The 18,727-nt window shown below is 65.5% G+C and carries 17 protein-coding genes and 2 pseudogenes; 11 read left to right on the top strand and 8 right to left on the bottom strand.

The annotated features are described in order from the left end of the window. Positions 1 to 315 precede the first annotated feature (315 nt). From FHR04_RS21490 to FHR04_RS18735, 5 genes and pseudogenes are all read left to right on the top strand, one after another. Positions 316 to 867 carry an IS110 family transposase gene (locus tag FHR04_RS21490; protein ID WP_249039219.1) on the top strand — a complete coding sequence of 184 codons (552 nt, stop codon included), beginning with the start codon at positions 316 to 318 and terminating at the stop codon, positions 865 to 867. Positions 868 to 900: 33 nt separating this feature from the next. Next, complete coding sequence (locus FHR04_RS21485) at positions 901 to 1,329, top strand: transposase (protein WP_249039218.1); 429 nt, start codon at positions 901 to 903, stop codon at positions 1,327 to 1,329. A gap of 43 nt (positions 1,330 to 1,372) precedes the next feature. Further along, a pseudogene (locus FHR04_RS18745) lies at positions 1,373 to 2,109 on the top strand (IS6 family transposase). Between the two features lie 157 nt (positions 2,110 to 2,266). After that, a complete protein-coding gene (locus FHR04_RS18740) occupies positions 2,267 to 3,121 on the top strand; it encodes an AraC family transcriptional regulator (protein WP_249039217.1) in 855 nt (284 codons plus the stop codon). A gap of 72 nt (positions 3,122 to 3,193) precedes the next feature. Continuing rightward, positions 3,194 to 4,441, top strand: a complete 1,248-nt coding sequence (locus FHR04_RS18735) for an MFS transporter (RefSeq protein ID WP_139404732.1) — start codon at positions 3,194 to 3,196, stop codon at positions 4,439 to 4,441. A 287-nt stretch (positions 4,442 to 4,728) separates the two neighbouring features. Here FHR04_RS18735 and FHR04_RS21480 read toward each other — a convergent pair. The 8 genes and pseudogenes from FHR04_RS21480 to FHR04_RS18695 all read right to left on the bottom strand — a co-directional run bounded on the left by FHR04_RS21480 (position 4,729) and on the right by FHR04_RS18695 (position 9,707). Then, positions 4,729 to 5,205: pseudogene (locus FHR04_RS21480) on the bottom strand (transposase). Between the two features lie 55 nt (positions 5,206 to 5,260). After that, positions 5,261 to 5,758 (bottom strand): winged helix-turn-helix domain-containing protein, encoded by a 498-nt coding sequence (locus FHR04_RS21215; RefSeq protein WP_183944848.1) that lies wholly within the window; start codon positions 5,756 to 5,758, stop codon positions 5,261 to 5,263. A gap of 27 nt (positions 5,759 to 5,785) precedes the next feature. Further along, entirely contained in the window at positions 5,786 to 6,199 is a 414-nt protein-coding gene (locus FHR04_RS18720; RefSeq protein ID WP_139404730.1) for a hypothetical protein, read from the bottom strand. Between the two features lie 105 nt (positions 6,200 to 6,304). Further along, complete coding sequence (locus FHR04_RS18715) at positions 6,305 to 6,607, bottom strand: hexameric tyrosine-coordinated heme protein (RefSeq protein WP_211344219.1); 303 nt, start codon at positions 6,605 to 6,607, stop codon at positions 6,305 to 6,307. A 41-nt stretch (positions 6,608 to 6,648) separates the two neighbouring features. Continuing rightward, positions 6,649 to 7,413 (bottom strand): alpha/beta hydrolase, encoded by a 765-nt coding sequence (locus tag FHR04_RS18710; protein WP_139404729.1) that lies wholly within the window; start codon positions 7,411 to 7,413, stop codon positions 6,649 to 6,651. Positions 7,414 to 7,467: 54 nt separating this feature from the next. After that, the gene (locus tag FHR04_RS18705; protein ID WP_139404728.1) at positions 7,468 to 8,310 is read right to left on the bottom strand and encodes an alpha/beta hydrolase; all 843 of its coding nucleotides are present in this window, start codon (positions 8,308 to 8,310) and stop codon (positions 7,468 to 7,470) included. Between the two features lie 29 nt (positions 8,311 to 8,339). Beyond that, positions 8,340 to 9,047, bottom strand: a complete 708-nt coding sequence (locus FHR04_RS18700; protein ID WP_139404727.1) for an alpha/beta fold hydrolase — start codon at positions 9,045 to 9,047, stop codon at positions 8,340 to 8,342. A gap of 201 nt (positions 9,048 to 9,248) precedes the next feature. Next, the gene (locus tag FHR04_RS18695) at positions 9,249 to 9,707 is read right to left on the bottom strand and encodes a carboxymuconolactone decarboxylase family protein (protein ID WP_139404726.1); all 459 of its coding nucleotides are present in this window, start codon (positions 9,705 to 9,707) and stop codon (positions 9,249 to 9,251) included. A 214-nt stretch (positions 9,708 to 9,921) separates the two neighbouring features. Here FHR04_RS18695 and FHR04_RS18690 point away from each other — a divergent pair, with 214 nt between their 5' ends. The 6 genes from FHR04_RS18690 (at position 9,922) to FHR04_RS18670 (ending at position 18,649) form a co-directional block, all read left to right on the top strand. Continuing rightward, positions 9,922 to 12,651: an ATP-binding protein gene (locus FHR04_RS18690; protein ID WP_139404725.1), complete on the top strand. Its 2,730-nt coding sequence runs from the start codon at positions 9,922 to 9,924 to the stop codon at positions 12,649 to 12,651. Positions 12,652 to 12,695: 44 nt separating this feature from the next. Next, positions 12,696 to 14,045 (top strand): LysR family substrate-binding domain-containing protein, encoded by a 1,350-nt coding sequence (locus tag FHR04_RS18685; RefSeq protein ID WP_139404724.1) that lies wholly within the window; start codon positions 12,696 to 12,698, stop codon positions 14,043 to 14,045. Positions 14,046 to 14,164: 119 nt separating this feature from the next. After that, positions 14,165 to 16,861, top strand: a complete 2,697-nt coding sequence (locus FHR04_RS18680; protein ID WP_139404723.1) for an ATP-binding protein — start codon at positions 14,165 to 14,167, stop codon at positions 16,859 to 16,861. 207 nt (positions 16,862 to 17,068) lie between these two features. Then, entirely contained in the window at positions 17,069 to 17,614 is a 546-nt protein-coding gene (locus FHR04_RS18675) for a hypothetical protein (RefSeq protein ID WP_139404722.1), read from the top strand. A gap of 7 nt (positions 17,615 to 17,621) precedes the next feature. Further along, on the top strand, positions 17,622 to 18,047 hold the full coding sequence (locus tag FHR04_RS21720) for a luciferase domain-containing protein (protein WP_420810988.1): 426 nt from the start codon (positions 17,622 to 17,624) through the stop codon (positions 18,045 to 18,047). Next, complete coding sequence (locus tag FHR04_RS18670) at positions 18,044 to 18,649, top strand: NADPH-dependent FMN reductase (protein ID WP_139404721.1); 606 nt, start codon at positions 18,044 to 18,046, stop codon at positions 18,647 to 18,649. The genes FHR04_RS21720 and FHR04_RS18670 overlap by 4 nt, the downstream gene beginning before the upstream one ends. Positions 18,650 to 18,727: the final 78 nt, after the last annotated feature.

Raw genomic sequence — 18,727 nt, 5'->3', positions numbered from 1 at the left:
AGGCGGCGGGTTTTGGTGGCTTCACACCTCAAAACACCGCCATTTCTCGTTTCTGTCGAGGGACAGACCGGAAGGTGACCTTCCCGCCGTCTGGGACGACTAAAAAATGAAGTTGTCAGCTACCGAGGTCACTCCCACTCGAGCCGACAAGCCTGCTGGCAAGTTTGATCCTCCAAGATCGCCCAACAAATCATGGCTGGCTCGAGGCCCCTTCGATCAGGCGCAACAGTCTCTGAGGCCCTTCAAGCCTGCACACAACATCCCGCCGACCGGACCCGGGTGGTGACCCTCTGTTTCCCTTTTTTGGGGGTTTTTATGTTTGTACCGGGTCTCGATGTCGGCAAAAGTGAACGGTACGCCTGCCTCCTCCAGGTTCATGGGCCTGGGTCCCTGACACGGATCGGTGGCGTCAAAACCGTTGCGAATACCGCGAAGGGGCATGAACAGCTTGTCGTGTGGCTGGCAAAATCGGTTGCTGTCCGGGAAGATCTCTCGGTGGTGATGGAATCAACCAGTGTGTACTGGGAGCGGGGAGCGATGACCCTGCATGACGCTGGCTATGCCGTCAGCGTTGTGAATGCGGCGCAGATTAAATTCTTTGCGAAAAGTACGTTGAGGAGAGGAAAAACGGACAAGCTGGATGCGGAGATGATTGCTCGGTATGGCGCGGTCATGCAGCCAGCACGCTGGCTGCCCCCCGAGGCAGATCTGGTCGAACTGCGTGCGCTCCTTCACGCCCGTGGCACCATCGTGGAGCTCTTGACCCTGGAAGCGGGCCGCCACGACGCGATGGATCACCAGTATCAACTCCATTCCAAGGCCGTCGGCTTCTGTGAAGCACGCCAGAAGCTGCTCGAACAGCAGTAGGAAGAAGCGAACAGGGCGATCAACGCCCTGATCATGGCTTCCGAGGCAGTGCAGGGGCAGGTCACGCTCCTGACATCCATTCCTGGGATTGGCCTATTGACCGCCTCCATCCTGCTGGTCGAGACCCTGCAGCTGAGCCGGATGGAGAGCTCGGATCAATGGGCGGCGTACGCAGGGCTATCCCCTGTTCCCCGTCAGTCGGGCAGTTTCACTGGCCGTACCCACATTTCGAAAATAGGGAACGGGCGGCTACGACGGGCGTTCTACCTCTGTGCCCTGACAGCGTCGCGGATGAAGAATGCTTTTGGGAACTTCTACCGCCATCTGATCGCCCAGGGAAAGCCCAAAAAAGTTGCCCTGGTTGCCCTGGCTCGCAAGCTCCTCCGAGTCGCATTTGCCGTTCTCAAGTCAGGCCAGAAATTTGATCCGAGCTATCGACGTCAGCCTCCTACAGCGACTTGACGCTTCCAAGCCAACACAGTATTTGTTGAGGTAGGGTGACGCGGTGCTGAGCGGTCAGAAACTTTCCGGCTACCGGTTCCCTATCGCGGTCATTGGCTATGCCGCCAATGCTCTATCACCGCTTCACCCTCAGCGATCAGGATGTCGAAGAATTGCTGCTGGAACGGGGCATCGCCGTGACGCGTGAGTCCATTCGCACCTGGCGTCGGGGCGCCCCGAGCCGTTGGTGCATCAAGTTCAGCGATCTCTTCGCCCAGGGTCTGCGCCACCGGGAGGGGACGTCGGGGTTCCCGGTGGTATTTGGACGCAATGCACGTGGACGTCGGTGGGGTCAACCCCTGGCTCTGGCGGGCCGTTGATGAAGATGGGGCTGTGCTGGATGTTTTCTGACAGGAACACCGGGATACCGAGGCCGCCAGGTCATTTTTCCAACGGTTGCTGGAGGAGGGGTGACGTGCCGGAGGTCATTCACACCGATCAGCTCTGGAGGTATGGGTCCGCCCTGCGCAAGCTTCACGTGCTCCACAGGAGCACGTTCAGGTGATTTCTACAGCCCGCTGGAACAACCTCGTGGAGCACTCCCACCGGCCAACACGGCGGCAAGAAGGTCAGCAGCGAGGCTTCAAGTCACGACAACGGGCGCAAGGCTTCCTGGGGTTGCACGCCCGGATCACGACTCTGCATCACCCGGCCCGTTCCACCGTTCCCGCTCTATGGCGTCGCCATAACCAACAGGCTGCCTTTAAGACGTGGCAAGAAACCGTGCAGCAGGCAGCCTAAAGTTCAGGCGGCTTGCCTTCCTGGAGCCCTTTTGCTTCCTTGCACCCCACAACTTGCCATAACCCCCAGGACCCCACCCTGTCTTGAACAAATGCGACCTCCCCAGTCTCGCCTGGTGGCGGATGCGCCCCAGCCTCACTTCTGCCACAGTTGAGGCGTGCATTACGTGGAATTTCCTCCCGACACGCGTCTGGGCCATCTGGTGCGGAATTACTGGCAGATGGATGAGGGCCTTGACCTTGGCCCGCAGGAACACCGCTCTATGCCCGAGCAGCTGGTCCGCCTGACGTTTCACGCCGGAACCACCTGGCGCGGTTCGCTGACAGGTGGCGCGCTGGAACGGCTGCCCAGCGCCTCATTGGAAGGATTGACGCTGACGCCACTGCGGGCTGTTTCGCTCGGCCCTCCTCAGGCGCTGGGCGCGGAACTGTACCCCTGGGGCGCGCGGCAACTGTTCGGTTGGAACTTCGGCCAGCCCACCCTGGACCTGAACCTGACCCACCCGCTGCTGACCCGGGCCATCAGCGCCTTGATGCGGCTGAACGCCTGGGACGAAGCGCGGCAGTTCTTAGACGACTGGCTGCTGGGCCTGCTGACCGAGCGGGGGCAGGCACTGAACGTGGGGACTGAGGCCGCCCTGAAACTTTACGGCAGCCCCGGTCAGGCCCGGATCGGCACGCTGGCCGAGGAGTTGAACATCAGCGCCCGACACCTGGAGCGACTGTTCGCAGTGGACGTCGGCGTCAGCGCCAAGATCCTCGCACGCCTGATCCGCTTCGAGGCCGTTCACAACCGCCTGTGGCTTGACCCGAACGTGTCACTGGCCCAACTCGCCTACGAACTGGGGTTCGCCGATCAGGCACACCTGACGCGCGAATTCAAGGCGCTGTCCTTGATGACGCCGCGCAGCTTCGGGCAGTTCGCACAACTTCGCCCCAGCCGCCTGCCCACCCAGCGCTTGACCCAGGACCAGATCGCTGAACTTGCCGGGTCCCGCGCTGAGCGGGCCTGAAGGCAACCGCCCCACCTGAGCAGGTCGCTTTTCTTCAAGACCACGCTGGCCCTGCCCCCCTAGCCTGAGTGCATGAACGAGTCTCCGCAGGTTCCCGCCCACAAAGCTCCGCTCCTCTTCCTCCTCCTCACCGCTTTTCTGTTCGCCATGGGCATCAGTCTGGTGTTCCCGGTCCTGCCCTTTATCGTGGCCCAGTCCGTTCCGCAGGTCTCGCAGCAGGCCACCGTGATCGGCCTGCTGGGCGCGGCCTACGCCTTCCTGTCGTTCTTCTCAGCTCCGGTGCTGGGTGCACTCAGCGACGCTTACGGCCGCCGTCCCATCCTGATCCTCAGCCTGCTGGGTTCGGCCATCGGGTATGTCCTCTTCGGCGTCGGCGGCAGTCTGTGGATGTTGTTCGTCGGGCGAAGTATTGAGGGGCTGTTTGCGGGCGGCTTCGGCGCGCTCTTCGGTTACGTGGCCGACACCACCCCGGCAGGGGAGCGCGGCCGGGTCTTCGGGCTGCTCGGAGCGACGACAGGTGCGGCCTTCATCCTCGGTCCGGCGATTGGCGGCCTGGCCTCACACCTCAGCCTCAGCGCCCCGATGTTCCTGGCGGCGGGCGTGTCGCTGCTCAATATGCTGTGGGGCCTGTTCGTGCTGCCGGAAAGCCTCCCGGCCTCGCGGCGCGTCGCCCATTTTGACGCGGCGCATCTCAATCCCCTGGGGCAACTCTCGGGCGCTCTGGCTGTTCCGGCAGTGCGGCGACTGGTCACGGTCAGCGTGCTGTTTCTGCTGCCGCTGTCCATCCTTCAGGTGACGCTGGCGCTGTTGGGACGCGACACGCTGGGCTGGGGGCCGTCGGAGGTCAGCACGCTGTTCATCATCATCGGTGCAACCGATATCGTGGCGCAGGGCGTGCTGCTGCCGTGGCTGATCCGGGCATTGAAGGAGCGCGGCGTGGCGGTTCTGGGCCTCTTGCTGGGCGTGATCGGGATGGGTTGCATGGCGCTGCTGCCCGTATTCCCGCACGCAGCGCTGCTGTATGTCGGCACGCTACTCTTCGCGGTGGGTGAGGGGATGTTCACTGCGGCTCAGAACACCCTGATCTCCATTGCCGCGCCCGCCGAGGCGCAGGGACAGGTGCAGGGTGGGGCGCAGGCGTTCAGCTCGCTGGCGCAGGTGGTGGGGCCACTGGGCGGCGGGCAACTCTACTCGCGCCTCGGCCCTGGGGCAGAGTATGGCACGGTGACGGCGCTGGTAATGGCCGCGTTGGGGCTGCTGCTGGGGCAAAGACCGCCGATGACCAGCAGGGTTGAACCGTGCGAGCAGCAGGTGGTCTGATACGGACTCCGATTGAAAGGTGTTGAAAACACCTGGAAATCCGAGCAGGGCGAGAAGGAGAAAAACATCCCTCCGGACGTGGAGTGTAGAAATCGGGACAGCTCCGATCTCTACACGAAACAAACGGAATCCGTATGACTCGCCCCGCCACCACCATTGGCGTGGGCTCTCTACTCAAAATGCCACTGCACAGTGTCAGGAGAGGGCCAGGAGCGCGGTCTTGTGTGGGCCTCTGCTGGAAAGATGCCCTTAGGACCCAGCCTGGCCACAAAGCTACTGATCCATGCTTAAGTCAATAGCGAGATTGTGAAGGGTGTTCCCCGGATGAGGGCCAGGGGCAGGGCTTTCCGCCGGATGCGTTGCCAGCCCACCGTCAACCGCTTCCTCAACTCGCTCACCGACGTCGCGCAAAAGTTCTCCACCACATTCCGTTTGAGATCTGCCCAGATCAGCTCGATGGGGTTCAGTTCCGGCGTATCCGGCGGCAGGTAGACCAAGGACAGTCATTCGTGCATCTGCACGAATGACTGTCCCGCTTTCGCCCGGTGAATCATGGCCCGATCCAGGATCACGATCACCTCGCCATCGACATGGCGGAGGATATGCTCCAGGAATGTCACGACCCCTGGTGAACGCACTGCGCCGCGGTGCGTGTGATGTAGGAACTGTCCACCTGTCGTGATGGCGCCGATCACGGACAGATGTTCCCAGCGGAGTTGTGTGGGAATGATGGGCGTCTGCCCACACCGTCCCCCGGTGCGCACCTTCGTCGTTTTCAGACTGAAGCCGCTTTCGTCCAGAAACACCAGCGTGGCGCTCTCAGCGACTTTTTTTCTCCAGCGCCTCGCCCTGGACACGAACCCAGGTGGCGATGTCGTCTTCGTTGCGTTCCACGGCCCGCAGTGCGGGCCGCTGGTACGGGAATCCCCAGCGCCGGAGTTTCCGCGAGAGGTGCGCCCGATCCAGCCACACGCCGTAGGTCATGCCGATCACGTGGCGAATCTTCGGGATCGTCCAGCCACGGGTCTCAAAGCCGTGCGAACGGGGGTCACCGTCGATCATGGCTCCGATCTCGTCCTGCTGCGCTGCGGTCAGACGCTCTGGGCGACCTGTGGCGCGGGAAGCGCGCAGCGCTTCCTCACCATCGCGGTGCAGCCGAGCACGCCACGCCCGGACCGTGACCTCGGCCACGCCGAACTGCTGGGCCAGGTCATGGGTCGTGCGCCTGGGATCCGTGAGGGCGGACTGGGCGGCCAGGCGCCGTTCTTCCTGTTGGGCACGCGTGAGGCGGCTGGGCCGCCACAAGGAAACCGTCATACCGTATGCTACCTACTTACGCACGGATCAGTAATCCAGCGCCTCGATCACCAGGGGCCCGAAATACCGGATGAGACTGGCTTTGGCCCGCTGATAAGCGGTCAGGGCGTTGATATACACGGCGCTCTGGTGCGGTAACTGGGCGGCCACCAGAAACAGACCAGATGCTACCGCATCCTCGTACTGGCGCAGTTCCGCACGCTCGTCGGTCAGGAACTGGGTCCAGCGGACGAAGCGCCCCAGCAGCCCGTGGCGGCTGCCGTCATCGTCCAGCCAGCGCAGGCCCGCGTCGCCGCATAGCACGCCCAGATCACTCTTCTGAAGCTTCAGGGCCAGCAGGTCATCCAGCAGAACCTGCACAGTGTCCGCGCCGTCAACCATGCCCACGAGCCGGTTGCTGGGGTAGAACCTGAATTGCCCACGGTTGAACTTGACAGTCATCGGTCCCCTCCCTGTGGGCCTGCCAGAAGATGTTTCTTCCCACAGGCCCACCCTGAATTCAATCCGGGGACAGATTCACGTCATGTCCCCGGCGTGAGGTCCAGCTCAGCTCTGCGCTGTGGAGGTGGCCGGACGCCAGTAATGGTTCGCGGCGGCGATGGTGGCGAATTCCAACGCCACGGTCTGCGTGATGGCGATCAGATCGGCGGCGTTGGTGGAGTAACCGGGCCTGATCAACTCGCGTACCTTCTCGTCCGGCTGGGTGAACTTGATCACCAGTTGGGCCATGCGAACGGCTAGCAGGCGGCCCTCGTCGGGAGTGGCGGTGATCAGACTGTTGCCGGGAATGAGCTGGGGAGCGGCGGGCATGGGAGCGGCGGCGGGCTGGGCGTGTTCGGCAGTGGTCATGGTGGATGCTCCTGTCAGCAGCGAGAGACTGGGGTGAGGGTTTAGCTTCCGCCGGCGACACCGATGGCCGCCGCCTCGATCACATTCGCGACGTCCTGGGGATGCGAGATGTACGTGGCGTGGCTGCCCTTGACCTCGGTCACCACCGACTTGGCGCGGGCGTACATGGTGCGCTGAATGGACGGATTGATGCTCTTGTCGTCGGTACTCAGCACGGCCCAACTGGGTTTGGTGTTCCAGGCCGCCTGCGTGACCGGCGCACCCAGCGCCTTGACGGACACCGGAATCTGCGAGGCAGACAGAAAGGCCGCCTGCTCGTCGCTCAGATCTGCCGCGAAACCCGCGTGGAACTTGGCCGCGTCGTAGTACGAGAATCCGGCGGCGTCCGGCGGCAGAATGCCATTTTCAAGCGCGGGTGGCTCAGCGGTGGCCCATTTCAAGGCGGACTCTCCCACATCGGGCTGAAAGGCTGAGACGTAGACCAGCCCGGCGACTTTGGGGTCCGTTCCCGCCTGGGTGATGACGGCCCCGCCGTAGGAATGGCCCACCAGAATTACCGGGCCGTCCTGCCGGGCCAGGGCGCGGTTCACGGCGGCCACGTCGTCGTCCAGCGAGGTCAGCGGATTTTGCACCACGGTGACGTGATACCCGTCTGCGCTCAGCATGCGGTAGACCCCGGCCCAGCCGGAGCCGTCGGCATACGCGCCGTGGACCAGCACGACATTCTTGATCGTCCCGGCGGGTCCGGCCAGGGAGGTGGAGAGCAGGGCGCTGATGGTCAGGGCGGCAAGGCGGGGACGGTTCATGGGAAGACCTCCTGCAAGGTGTGAGGGCGGCATGTCGTGACGGAAGGCGTGTGTTCAGTTCGCCTCAACAACCAGCACCTCCCCGGTTTCCACCGGCCCCAGTCCCTGTTCCGAGAGCCAGGTCAGCACGCGTTCGGCCACATCCCGCCAGCCGTGGTCAATGACCAGCGCGTGCCCGCGGCCCTGGAAGGTTTCCAGATTCGTCACCGCCAGCGAGTCGCGGTACAGCCGGAAAGCCGCCCGCGTCGCCACGTCCGGCGCGGTGTGATCGGCGGTGCCGGAGATCAGCAGCAGCGGCCCCCGCTTGTCGTTGTGGGTGTTGACCTTCGATTCGGCGTGCGGGTTGAAATTGGCGACAGCCACCTCGAACAGCGGGCGGGCCGGGGAGGGGATCGTCCAGCGGTCAAACAGGGCGTCGGATTCACCCTGCTCCAGCGCGTTGCCGAAGCTGAACCTGAACTCCTTGCCCGTCAGCGCCACCGCCCGCGAGATGTTGGCGGGGTTGCCCAGCGCGGGCAGCCCGGAGCGCAGCTCGGCCAGCGGCAGCGGCAGCACCCCCTTGATCTGGGCCGGGTCAATGGCGACGCCCGCGATCCCCACGTCCTCGCCCAGCAGCTTCTCGGCGATCAGCCCGCCGAACGAGTGGCCGATCAGGATAGGCTTGGACGGCAGCGAGGCGGCCAGCGTGCGGAAATGCTCCACCACCGTTTTCAGGCTTTGATTGGCCACCTGTTCGGGATGCGCTCTGGCCTCCTCGACGGTGCCGGGTTCGTCCGGCCAGCCGGGGGCGACCGGTTCGTACCCGCGTGACCGGAAGAGGTCCACCCAGGGCTGCCAGCTGCTGTGGTGCAGCCACAAACCGTGAATAAAGAGGACGGGCGTTCTGGATGCGGTCATACAGGCCTCCTTGCTGAAAGAGAACGGGATCAAGAGAGGGCGGCGAGCGCCTTGAGAATGAACACGGTCACGGTTTCCGGCTGACTCAGAAGAACGGCGTGTGAGGCGGCCACTTCCGCTGAGGTTGCGCCCAGACGTCTGGCAGCGGCGCGCTGGATGTCGGGGTCGATCATCCGGTCCTCGGTGGTGATCAAAGACCACGACGGCAGCGACGTCCAGGCGGGTTCCACGGCCAGCGGTTCGGTGAACGCAGCGGCGACGACGGGGCGCTGGCTGACGGCCAGCACATCCTGGCGTTGACGCGGCAGATCGGCGGCGAACACCTCCCCGAAGCGCGCGGGCTGGATGAGCAGTTGCGTCTCCCCCCCTGCTTCGCCCGGCACAGCCTCCAGGACAGCGGCCAGGAATGATGCTGGAAATGCCGCCAGTGAATCCGCCACGCTCTGTCCGCGTTCTAAGCCGTGGGAGGCGACGAACACCAGGCCGCGCACGTTCCCCGCCTGGCTTCCGGTGTGGGTGATCACCGCCCCGCCGTAGCCGTGGCCCACCAGCAGCACGGGGGCGGCGATCTGGCGCACGATGCGGGTGATGGACTCGCCGTCGTCGTTCAGTCCGCGCAGTGGGTTGGCCGGAACCAGCACGTTCACCGCAGCGCCCTGCAGACGGTTCACGACGGTAGCCCAACTCGCGCCGTCGGTGAAGGCCCCGTGGATCAGCACAGCGGTGGTTTGCGTCACGGAGGTTTACCGCCAGTGGCCCTGCCATGACGCCCTGGTGGCCTGGTGAGCCTCACTCCGGTCTTCGGCCTCTGCCATCCCCTTCCCCCTTTGCACACAAGCGGATGTTTGCTTTCCTGCTCTGCGCCTCTGAAGCGTGCGCTGCGAGGCGTGTCCCCGGCGTGTCCTGCCAACGGCGGCCAGACGCGCCAGATTGGCCCGTCAACCTCCGTCGGCACCCCGGCGTTTCGGTTGCCGCCCGGTGGCGATGGCGAGACGATTCCAGGCGTTGATGTCGATGACCGCCCCCGTGAGCTGGACAATTTCCTGCTCGCTGAACAGGTTCCCAAGCTGCGCGTACAGTGCGTCCGTCCCCTTGTCCGTCGAGATGTGGGTGAGCTGTTCGGCAAATCCCAGTGCGGCCTGCTCGGCGGGCGTGAACAGGTCGGTCTCCCACCACGCTGCCAGCACGTCCAGCCGCTGCTGCAATTCGCCGTCTCGGCGGGCCTCCTCGCAGTGCAGGTTGAGGCAGTAGGCGCAACCGTTGATCTGGGACACCCGGATGTCGATCAGGTGCAGCAGTCGGGGATCAAGGGCCGTTTTGCGCACATAGGTGTGCATGGCCCCCAGGGCCTGGCCGATGCCCGGCTCAATGCGGACGTAGTCGATGGGAATGCCCACCTGACCTCACCTCCTCCCGCTGGTGGCCGGAACAGGGAACACCATAAAGTGCCCGGCAGGCGTGGAAACTTGAGCGGTCTGGTCTGGACGGTTCATGGAGCCTCCTGGCTGAAAGGACGCCTCGGGGCGGCCTCATCTGCCACCATGCGCCAGGGGGCGTGTCCTGGGCGTGTCCGTTGATCACCCCATGCCGAAGGCGAGTTTAGGCTGACAGGTGTACCTCCAGACGCTGGGGAAACTTGAGTTGCAGGGCGCGGCGTACTCGCGGCCCAAGTCACTCTTGCTGCTGTGCCACCTGGCCCTGGAAGGGGCGCGAGACCGCCACCACCTGAGCGCGCTGTTTTTTGGGCAGGCCCACGATCCGCACGGCAGCCTGCGCAGCACCATCCGGCGGCTCAGGCAGGAAGCGCCAGGCAGTCTGGAACAGGAGGGAGAGTTCCTGCGAACTGCCGTGCACTGCGACGCCAGGGACATGCTGACCTGGCTGGACGCCTGTGAACTGGAGCGCGGCATCGGGCTATACACCGGGCCGTTTCTGGCGGGCCTGCGCCGCGCGGACTGGGGCGTGGAGCTGGAGGAGTGGGTATACACGACGCGCGAGTACCTGGCTTCACGCGTCCGCAGCGCTCTGCTGACTCTGGCCGAGGGCCAGGCAGCAACCGGCAGTTTCGGCGCGGCGGCGGATCTGGCTGAACGCGCCCTGGAGCTGGAAGGCGCAGCAGAACCGGAGGCCGAGGAGTTTGGGCGGCTCGACTGCCTGCTCGTTGCCGGACACAGCCCACTGGTGGCCCGGCTGCGCCAGCAGGGCCATGAGCTGGGCCTTGACCTGCATCACTCGGTGGAGGACGCCCGGCGGGCGCTGCTGTCCCACGCCGCCGAATCGGCGGGGGCCAGCCTGGACATTGAGGCCCGGCCCCATCTGCCCTCCCGCATCACAGAGTTCGTGGGCCGGGAAGTGGAACGCGGCGAGATCGTGCGCGCCCTGGCCCGGCCCGAGGTGCGCCTGCTGACCCTGGTCGGCCCCGGTGGGAGCGGCAAGACCCGGCTGGCCCTGGAGGTGGCCCGTGCGCTGCAGGCGCGGCAGGCGGTGGCCTTCGCCTCGCTGGAGGCGGTGGCTGAGCTGCGCGATCTGCCGCGCGCGATTGCACACGCGGCTGGGCTGAACCTGCCCGGCGATCAGCCGCCCCTGCCCGCGCTGCAAGCCTGCCTGCAAGGTCCCCCGCTGCTGATGGTTCTCGACGGTGTCGAACATCTGCTGGAAGGCACAGAACAATTGCAGACGCTGCTGCGGGGCTGTCCCAGTCTGACCCTGCTGCTGACCTCGCGGGAGCGACTGAACCTGGAAGAGGAGTGGGCGCTGACCATCGGCGGGCTGAACCTGCCACCTCCAGGGGCCACCGTGCCGCAGATTAGGGACGCCGAGGCCGTTCAGCTTTTCGTGATGCGGGCCAGGCGGGCCTCACTGGGGTTCAGGCCGGATGAAACGGATTGGCCGGTGGTGGCGCAGATTGCCGCCCTGGTCGACGGTTCTCCGCTGGGCCTGGAGCTGGCCGCCGCCTGGATTCGGCTGTTGCCCCTGGAGGAGATTGCCCGCGAGACCCGCCGCAGTCTGGATTTCCTGCAAACCGAGAGTCCTGGCGTGCCGCAGCGGCACCACAGCGTACGCGCCGTGTTTGAGCAGACCTGGGCGCAGCTCAGCGAGGCGGAACAGACGGTGATGGCGCGGCTCTCGGTCTTTCACGGCGGCTTTACCCGTGAGGCGGCGGGCGAGGTGGCGGGGGCCAGTCTGCCCGTGCTGGCCCGGTTGCTGGACAAGTCCCTGATCCGCGTGATGGGCGCTGGCCGCTACGGTCTACATGCCCTGATCGTGCAGTTTACCCGTGAGCGACTGAGGCAGACCCCCAAAGAGCAGCGCCGCGCCCAGCTCGCCCATGCCGCGTTTTACCGGGCGCAGGTTCAGCAGGCCTACACCGCGTTTCTGAATCTGCGCGACGAACGGCAGTGGATGGACCGGCTCACACTGGAACTCGACAACCTGCGCGCCGTACTGAAGACCTGGCTCGACTGGGGCGAGCCGCAAGAAGTGCTGCGCTGCGTGACCTGGCTGCGGGTCTACTGGGGCCGAACAGGCCGGGCACGCGAGGGACGGTGGTGGCTGTCGCTCGGCCTGGCGGCAGGGCTGGACACGCCCCCGGACGTACGGGAACAGGCGCTCGCCGTTCAGGGCGAACTGGCGATGGACATGGGCGACCACCTCGAAGCCCGGCGGCTCCTTGAAGCCTCTCTGGCGCTGCGCGAACAGCTCGGCCTGCCCTCGCCAATCACCTGGCTGCACCTCGGCAACGTGGCCGTCGGTCTGGGTGAGACGGCAATGGCCCGCCAGTGGTACGAGCAGGCGCGGGCAGGGTTCCAGGCCGCGAACGAGCGGCATGGCCTGGCCTCAAGCCTGAAAAACCTCGGCAGTCTGATGTTGAAGGAGGGTGACCTGGCCGGGGCGCAGGCCGCCTACGAGCAGTCGCTGCGTTACAAACTCGAAATCGGCGGAGAGGTGGACGGCCTGCACAAGAACTTCGGCGATCTCTACCGCCAGCGCGGTGAGTTCGGGGCCGCCCGGAGCTCCTACACCCAGGCACTCAGGGGACTGCTGAACCGTGGCTATCTCCTGCTGATCCCCGGTGTCCTGGAGGGGCTTGGCCGGCTGTCGCTCGACCAGGGCCAGGGGCGCAGGGGCGCCGTGCTGCTGGCCGCCGCCACCATGCTTGAAGAGCACCTGGGGTGCCGCACCTCAGTGGACCTCGGCCATCTCGAAGGGTGCCGGAGGCTGGGATCCAGGGCCGGGTGCCGGCATGCGGACTTCGACGTGGCCTGGGCCACCGGACGAACGATGACCCTGGAGCAGGCGGTGGCCTACAGTCAGGACGAGCGCAGCGTAGACGACTCCTGAGCGTCCGGGGTCCGCAAGGGCCGGCGCCAGCGCTAAGATAGAGCGTGATCCTCCAGACGCTCGGCAAGCTGGAGCTTCGGGGCGGGGTCTGCACACGCTCCAAGTCCCTGCTGCTGCTGAGTTATCTGGCGGTGGAAGGCCGGCAGGAGCGCGCTCACCTCGCCCGGTTGTTTTTCAGGGGAGCGGTCAATCCACTGGGCAGTCTGCGGACCACCCTGCACCGTCTACGCGACGAGGTTCCCGGCGCGGTACAGGTGGACGGCACTCGGCTGCGGGCCACGATCGCCTGCGACGCTCAGCACCTTCTCAGCCGCCTCGATGCAGGCGATCTTTCTGGCGCCACGGCGCTGTACACCGGCGCGTTCCTGGCGGGGGTCCATCTGCCGGACTGGAGTGAACCGCTTGAAAACTGGGTGTACGCGCGCCGTGCCACCATCGCCCGGCGCGTGCGCGGCTCACTCCTGAGGCTGGGCGAGCAGGCGGCGGCGCAGGGCGACTTCAATGCCGGAGCCGATCTGGCCGAGCGGGCCTGCTGGCTCGCAGGTGGCCCTGCGCCCAACATCGAGGAACTGGAGCGCCTGCTGCTGCTGCTGACCGCTGGACAGAGCGTGATGCTGGGCCAACTTCAATCCGACCTAACCGATGACCCTCACTGGTCAGTTGCGGAGGCCCAGCGGGCGCTCAGCGCCTCTCTTCCGGTGCAGGCGCGAACGGCAGCGCTGCCCCGGCTCCGCACCGCAGGGCCACTGGAGGCCGGGGATCTGGTGCTGGGCACCACTGGATTTCTCAACCACGCGGTGGTGCCTGCGGCCCTGCGGCGTTACGCCGAACGGTATCCGCTGGCCCGGCTCACCTTCAAGGAGCTCTTCAGCAGCGCTCAGCTTCAGGCGTTGACCGATGGCACGCTGGATGTGGGTTTCGTGACTCTGCCCATCGAGGGCGATCAGATCGCCTGGGAGCAGCTGTGGCGGGAGGCCTACGTCGCTCTGCTCCCCGCCAAGCATCCCCTGGCCCGTCTCCGCGAGGTGCCGCTGAGGGCCCTGGACGGCGAGGTGATGGTCATCCATCCGCGTCAGGTCCATCCACCGCTGTATGACCATGTGCTCAAGCTGCTCAAGCACAACGGCGTCGTCCCGCCACAACTGCTGGAGGGGGCTGGGCCCCAGACGCGCAACCAGTTCGTGGCCGGCGGCTTCGGCTACACCCTGGCGCTGCCCTCGTGGCCCGCCGAGCTGCCTGGACTGGTGCGGCGGCCCATCCGCTACGCCGCCCACCAGCGGCCGATGGTCATGGACGGCGCAGTCGCCTGGCACCGAACCCGTGTGTCCGCACCCGCGTCGGCGTTTATTGACATTGTTCTGGCGCTGCGCACTCAGGGCGCGGGCAGAGGTTGACCTGCGAGAGCAACTGCGGCCCGATCCAACGGAGGAAGGGTGGTCAGGGCAGACTGGGCGTAGGGCTCGATGTCCTAGACCCTGACACGGCCCAGAAGTCCACGAGCCTAAAATAGATCATGTACCTGCGAACCCTGGGGGGGCTGGCGTTGCAGGGGACGGCATACTCACGGCCCAAATCCCTGGTGCTGCTCGCCTACCTGGGGCTGGAAGGCGAGCGTGCTCGCCACTTTCTGAGCGAAGTTTTTTTTGGTCGGGCCGCCGATCCCCTGGGCAGCCTGCGCACCACCGTGCGTCGGCTGCGGCAGGAAGCGCCTGGTGCCCTGGAGACAGACGGTGATCGCCTGCGGGCCAGCGTGATCTGCGACGCCTCTCACATGCTGTCGCATCTGGACGCGGGCGAGCTGGAGGCCAGCGTAGAGCTGTACACCGGGCCGTTCCTGGCAGGCGTTCACCTGCCGGATGCGGGTGTGCAACTGGAGGACTGGATCTTCGCGACGCGCGAGTTTCTCGCCGCGCAGGTGCGTGGAGCGCTGCTGACGTTGGCCGAACGTGCGGCGGCGCGGGGCGATTTTGCGGCGGGCGCAACGCTGGCTGAACGTGCCTGCTGGCTGCCCGGCGCGGCAGACCCGGAACCAGAACAGTTCACGCGGCTGCTGACCGTGCTGATGGCCGGACAGAGTCCACTGTTCGGGCGGCTGCGTCAGCAGGCCCGCGACTATGAGATCGGGTTGACGTTGACGCCAGACGAGGCGCGGCAGGCTCTGTTCAAGTGGCAACCTCAGGCGGCCCGACTGCGTCCGGGCCTGCCCCTGCGCGGCACATCGTTCGTGGGACGCGAGGAAGAGCGCGCCGAGCTTCTGCGGTCACTGGCCCGGCCCGAAGTGCGCCTGTTGACGCTGGTGGGGCCCGGCGGGATCGGCAAGACCCGGCTGGCACTTGAGGTGGCGCAGGCCGCCCAGCAGCAGGGAGAGGCGGTCTTCATCTCGCTAGAGGCCGCCGTTTCTCTGGGTCCATTGCCGGGAGCCATCGCCGACGCCCTGGGATTGACCTTGCCCGCCGAGCAGCCGCCCTTCAAGGCGCTGCTCTCGGCACTGGGCACACGACCCATTCTGCTGGTTCTGGACAGCGCCGAACACCTGCTGGTGGGCGCGCCGTACCTGACGACTTTGCTGCTGGCGTGTCCTGGGGTCAGGCTGCTGGTCACCTCTCGTGAACGGTTGGGTCTGGAGGACGAATGGGCGCTGACCCTCGGCGGGCTGGGCCTGCCTGCGGCTGGTGCGTCATTTGAGGCGGCAATTGAGGCAGAGGCCATCCACCTGTTCGCGCAGCGGGCCAAACGTGCCCGCTTGAGCTTCGATCTGACCACGGACGATCTGCCGCCGGTGAGCCGCATCGGGGAACTCGTCGGCGGCTCTCCCCTTGGGCTGGAGTTGGCTGCCGCCTGGGTGAAACTGATGTCACCCGCCGAAATCGCTGAGGAGATCGGGCGCAGTCTGAACTTTCTGGAAGCGGCAGGGGGTGATTTCCCTGCCCGGCACCACAGCGTGCGGGCCGTGTTCGAGCAGACCTGGGCGCGACTGACCTCCGCCGAGGCGCAGGTTTTCGCCCGGTTGTCGGTGTTTCGCGGCGGCTTTACCCGCGAGGCCGCGGGCGCGGTGGCTGGAGCCAGCCTGCCGCTGCTGGCAGCCCTGGTCGACAAATCGTTGATCCGGGTGGTCGAGCACGGCCGCTTCGACATTCACGCCCTGCTCCAGCAGTTTGCCCGTGAGCGGCTGGCGGGGCAGGCTCAGGACGAACAGCAGGTGCTGGACGTGCATGGGGCGTACTTTTTGAACCTGTGCCAGAGCTTCGCCGAGGCCATCAGGCACAACCAGGAGGAAAAGCGCTGGCTGGAGCGTATGGATCAGGACATCGAAAATGTCCGTGCGGCGCTGGACGTGTGGCTGGAGCGTGGACAGGCAGAAATGGCGCTCAGGTGCAGCCTGGCCCTGCGTAATTTCTGGGCGAGGACGGGGCGGACGCGGGAGGCACGGACATGGTTCGCACTGGGAATGGCGCATCAGGTGGTGACTCAGCGGACCCTGGAGGCCACGCTCCTCTGCGACGGCGAAATGGCCATGCACATGCATGACTACGCTGTGGCCAGGGCGCAACTCCAGATGTCCTTGTCACTCACCGAATCCCGTGCGGGAACGTCTCCTCTCACCGTCTTGCTGCTGGGTTCGGTGCATCACTCCCTGGGCGAGTTGGACGCGTCCTCCCTTCACTATGAGCGGGCGCTGCGCGACTTCCATGCCGCTGGCGTCCAGGTAGGTGTCGCGGCCAGCCTGAACAATCTCGGTACGGTTCAGATGGCTCGGGGGGATCTGCAGGCCGCACTGAAGACTTTTGAGGAGGCCCTACAGGTCAAGCGTGAGGTGGGGGGGGACTTCGATTCTGTCCTCAACAATCTCGGTCAGCTCAATCGGCGGCTTGGACGCCCTGAAGCGGCGGCGATGTACTTCCGACAGACCTTACAGGGATTGACCAGCCGTGGGTTCTACAACCACGTTCCGGAGGCGCTTGAGGGGCTGGGACTGACCACGTCTGAACTGGGTGATCCGCGCCGCGCCGCTGTTCTGCTGGGTGCGGGTGAAGCCCAGCGTGAGGCGCTGAACACGAACTTGACCTCCGAGGAATGGGACAGGTTGACGCACGAACTGGCCCCCATCCGCTGTGCCCTGCACGAGCGCGAGTTCGCCGACGCCTGGAACGAGGGCCGCGCCATGACGCTGGAGCAGGCGACGGCATACGCGCTGGAAACTCAGCCCTGATCGGAGCTTGAGCAAACTCTCCCTCCACTGGCCCGGCAGTCGGACACGGCCAGGACACGGGGCCAGTGTAAATCTCTGTGCAGCGCTGACCACTTGGGGTCAGGAGCGTGACCACTGGCCCGTTGTATGGGCCACCTTTCTGGAGGTCAAGATGAACATTTCGCCAGCTCTGCCTGCCCGTCCCTGCCACGCCGTGAGTTGGCGGCCATGAGGGGCCGCTGTCTCCCCTCTCCGGAAACATGGAGGCTGCGAACCGGGCTGTCGGAGGATCTGCACCTCGTTGCCCATATCCAGGCCGAGGCGTTCCTGAGCCTGGATGTCATCGGTGACGCGGCCCAGCAGCTTTCGGCGCTGTGCGAACCCGGCGCGAAACTGTTTGTGCTGGAAGAAACGCACCGCTCGCCCATCGCTTTCGCGACTCTACGCCCTGCGGCACAGGGAACCGGCGCCGCAGTTGCACTCGTGGCCCTGATCCCACTGACACCCGGTGCGTTCGTCCAGGTGGCTTCCCGGCTCCTGCGCGCCGTGGAGGAAGCCCAGCAGCATGCGGTTGGTGGTCGCCTGGAGCTGTCTTTTCCCGATCTGCTGCCGGGGGATAACCGGGGCAACAGCGCTGACCTGCCCGCGACTGAACCCGGCACCGAACTGCGTGAGGCGGATCTGGACGAGGCACTGGAGGAGACCTTTCCTGCCAGCGATCCGTTGCCGTACTGGCCCGGCGCGTCCACGGCGGCGCGGCCCGCATTGTCCTGAGCGCGCGATGACGGCCATGACGATCCCAGACCACAGCGGGCCGTGCGACACGGCGTTGGAGGGTTTGCGCTGTGTGGCCACTGACTTGAAGCACGTCCAGATCAGACCCTACGCCTACGGCGAGGAGGGCGTTTTCCACTGGGGCGTCCTGATCGGGCAACTTTACCGGAGCAGTGTGGTGGGCCTCGCCTGCTCACCAGCGGTGCGGGACGCCTTGATCCAGCGAGGACTGGTTCGCCCGCACCACGACAATCCGGCCGCGCCGTGGATCGTCCTGACCCTCGATTCCCCCGCCGATCTCGCCCTGGCGACAAGACTGCTGCGGGTAGCGTGGCAGTACAGGACAGGTCAACGTCAGCGAGCAGTCAGTTCGAACATGGAACCGCCTCTCTCCACTCAGTTTGAGCTCCACATTCAAGGAGAACGCAGATGACCCAGCCTACCCCTCTTAAGGTTCTCGGCGTCGCGGGCAGCCTGCGCCGTGCCTCGTACAACCGCGCCCTGCTGGCCGCCGCGCAGAAGCTATGCCCCGATGGTGTGACGCTGGACGTCTTTGACCTTGCTCCGCTCCCGCTGTATGACCAAGACCTCGACACAGACGCTGCCCCGCATGCGGTCCAAGCGTTCCGGGACGCGCTGTGGGCCGCCGACGCCATGCTCATTGCCACACCCGAATACAACCACGGCATTCCCGGGGTACTCAAAAACGCGCTGGACTGGGCGTCACGCCCGCCTCAGCACCAGCCGCTGAAGGGGCTGCCAGTGGCGATCATGGGGGCCACGCCGTCCATGTGGGGAACGGCCCGCGCACAGGCGCAACTCCGGCAGGTGCTGGTGTTTCCGAGTGCCGTGGTGATGCCTCAGCCCGAAGTGCTCGTTGCCAACGCCACTGGCAAGTTCGATGCTGAGGGCAGACTGGTCGATGACGCCACCCGATCTTTTGTCCACGGCCTGATGGTGGCGCTGGCCGCCTGGACACACCAGGTAGTCCAGCCCAAAGCGCCCGCTGCGCAAACCACAGTAACAACCACCTGAGCCTTTTTGGTGACTGCCGCCCCGTGCCGCCACTGAAGGGTGCCTATGTCCGCAGCCACCAGACCAGTCGTTTCATTC

The sequence above is a fragment of the Deinococcus radiopugnans ATCC 19172 genome, from assembly GCF_006335125.1.
GTDB classification, from domain to species: domain Bacteria; phylum Deinococcota; class Deinococci; order Deinococcales; family Deinococcaceae; genus Deinococcus; species Deinococcus radiopugnans.
The sequence above is the reverse complement of the archived record's forward strand: the minus strand, read 5'-3'. Positions and strand labels throughout refer to the sequence as shown.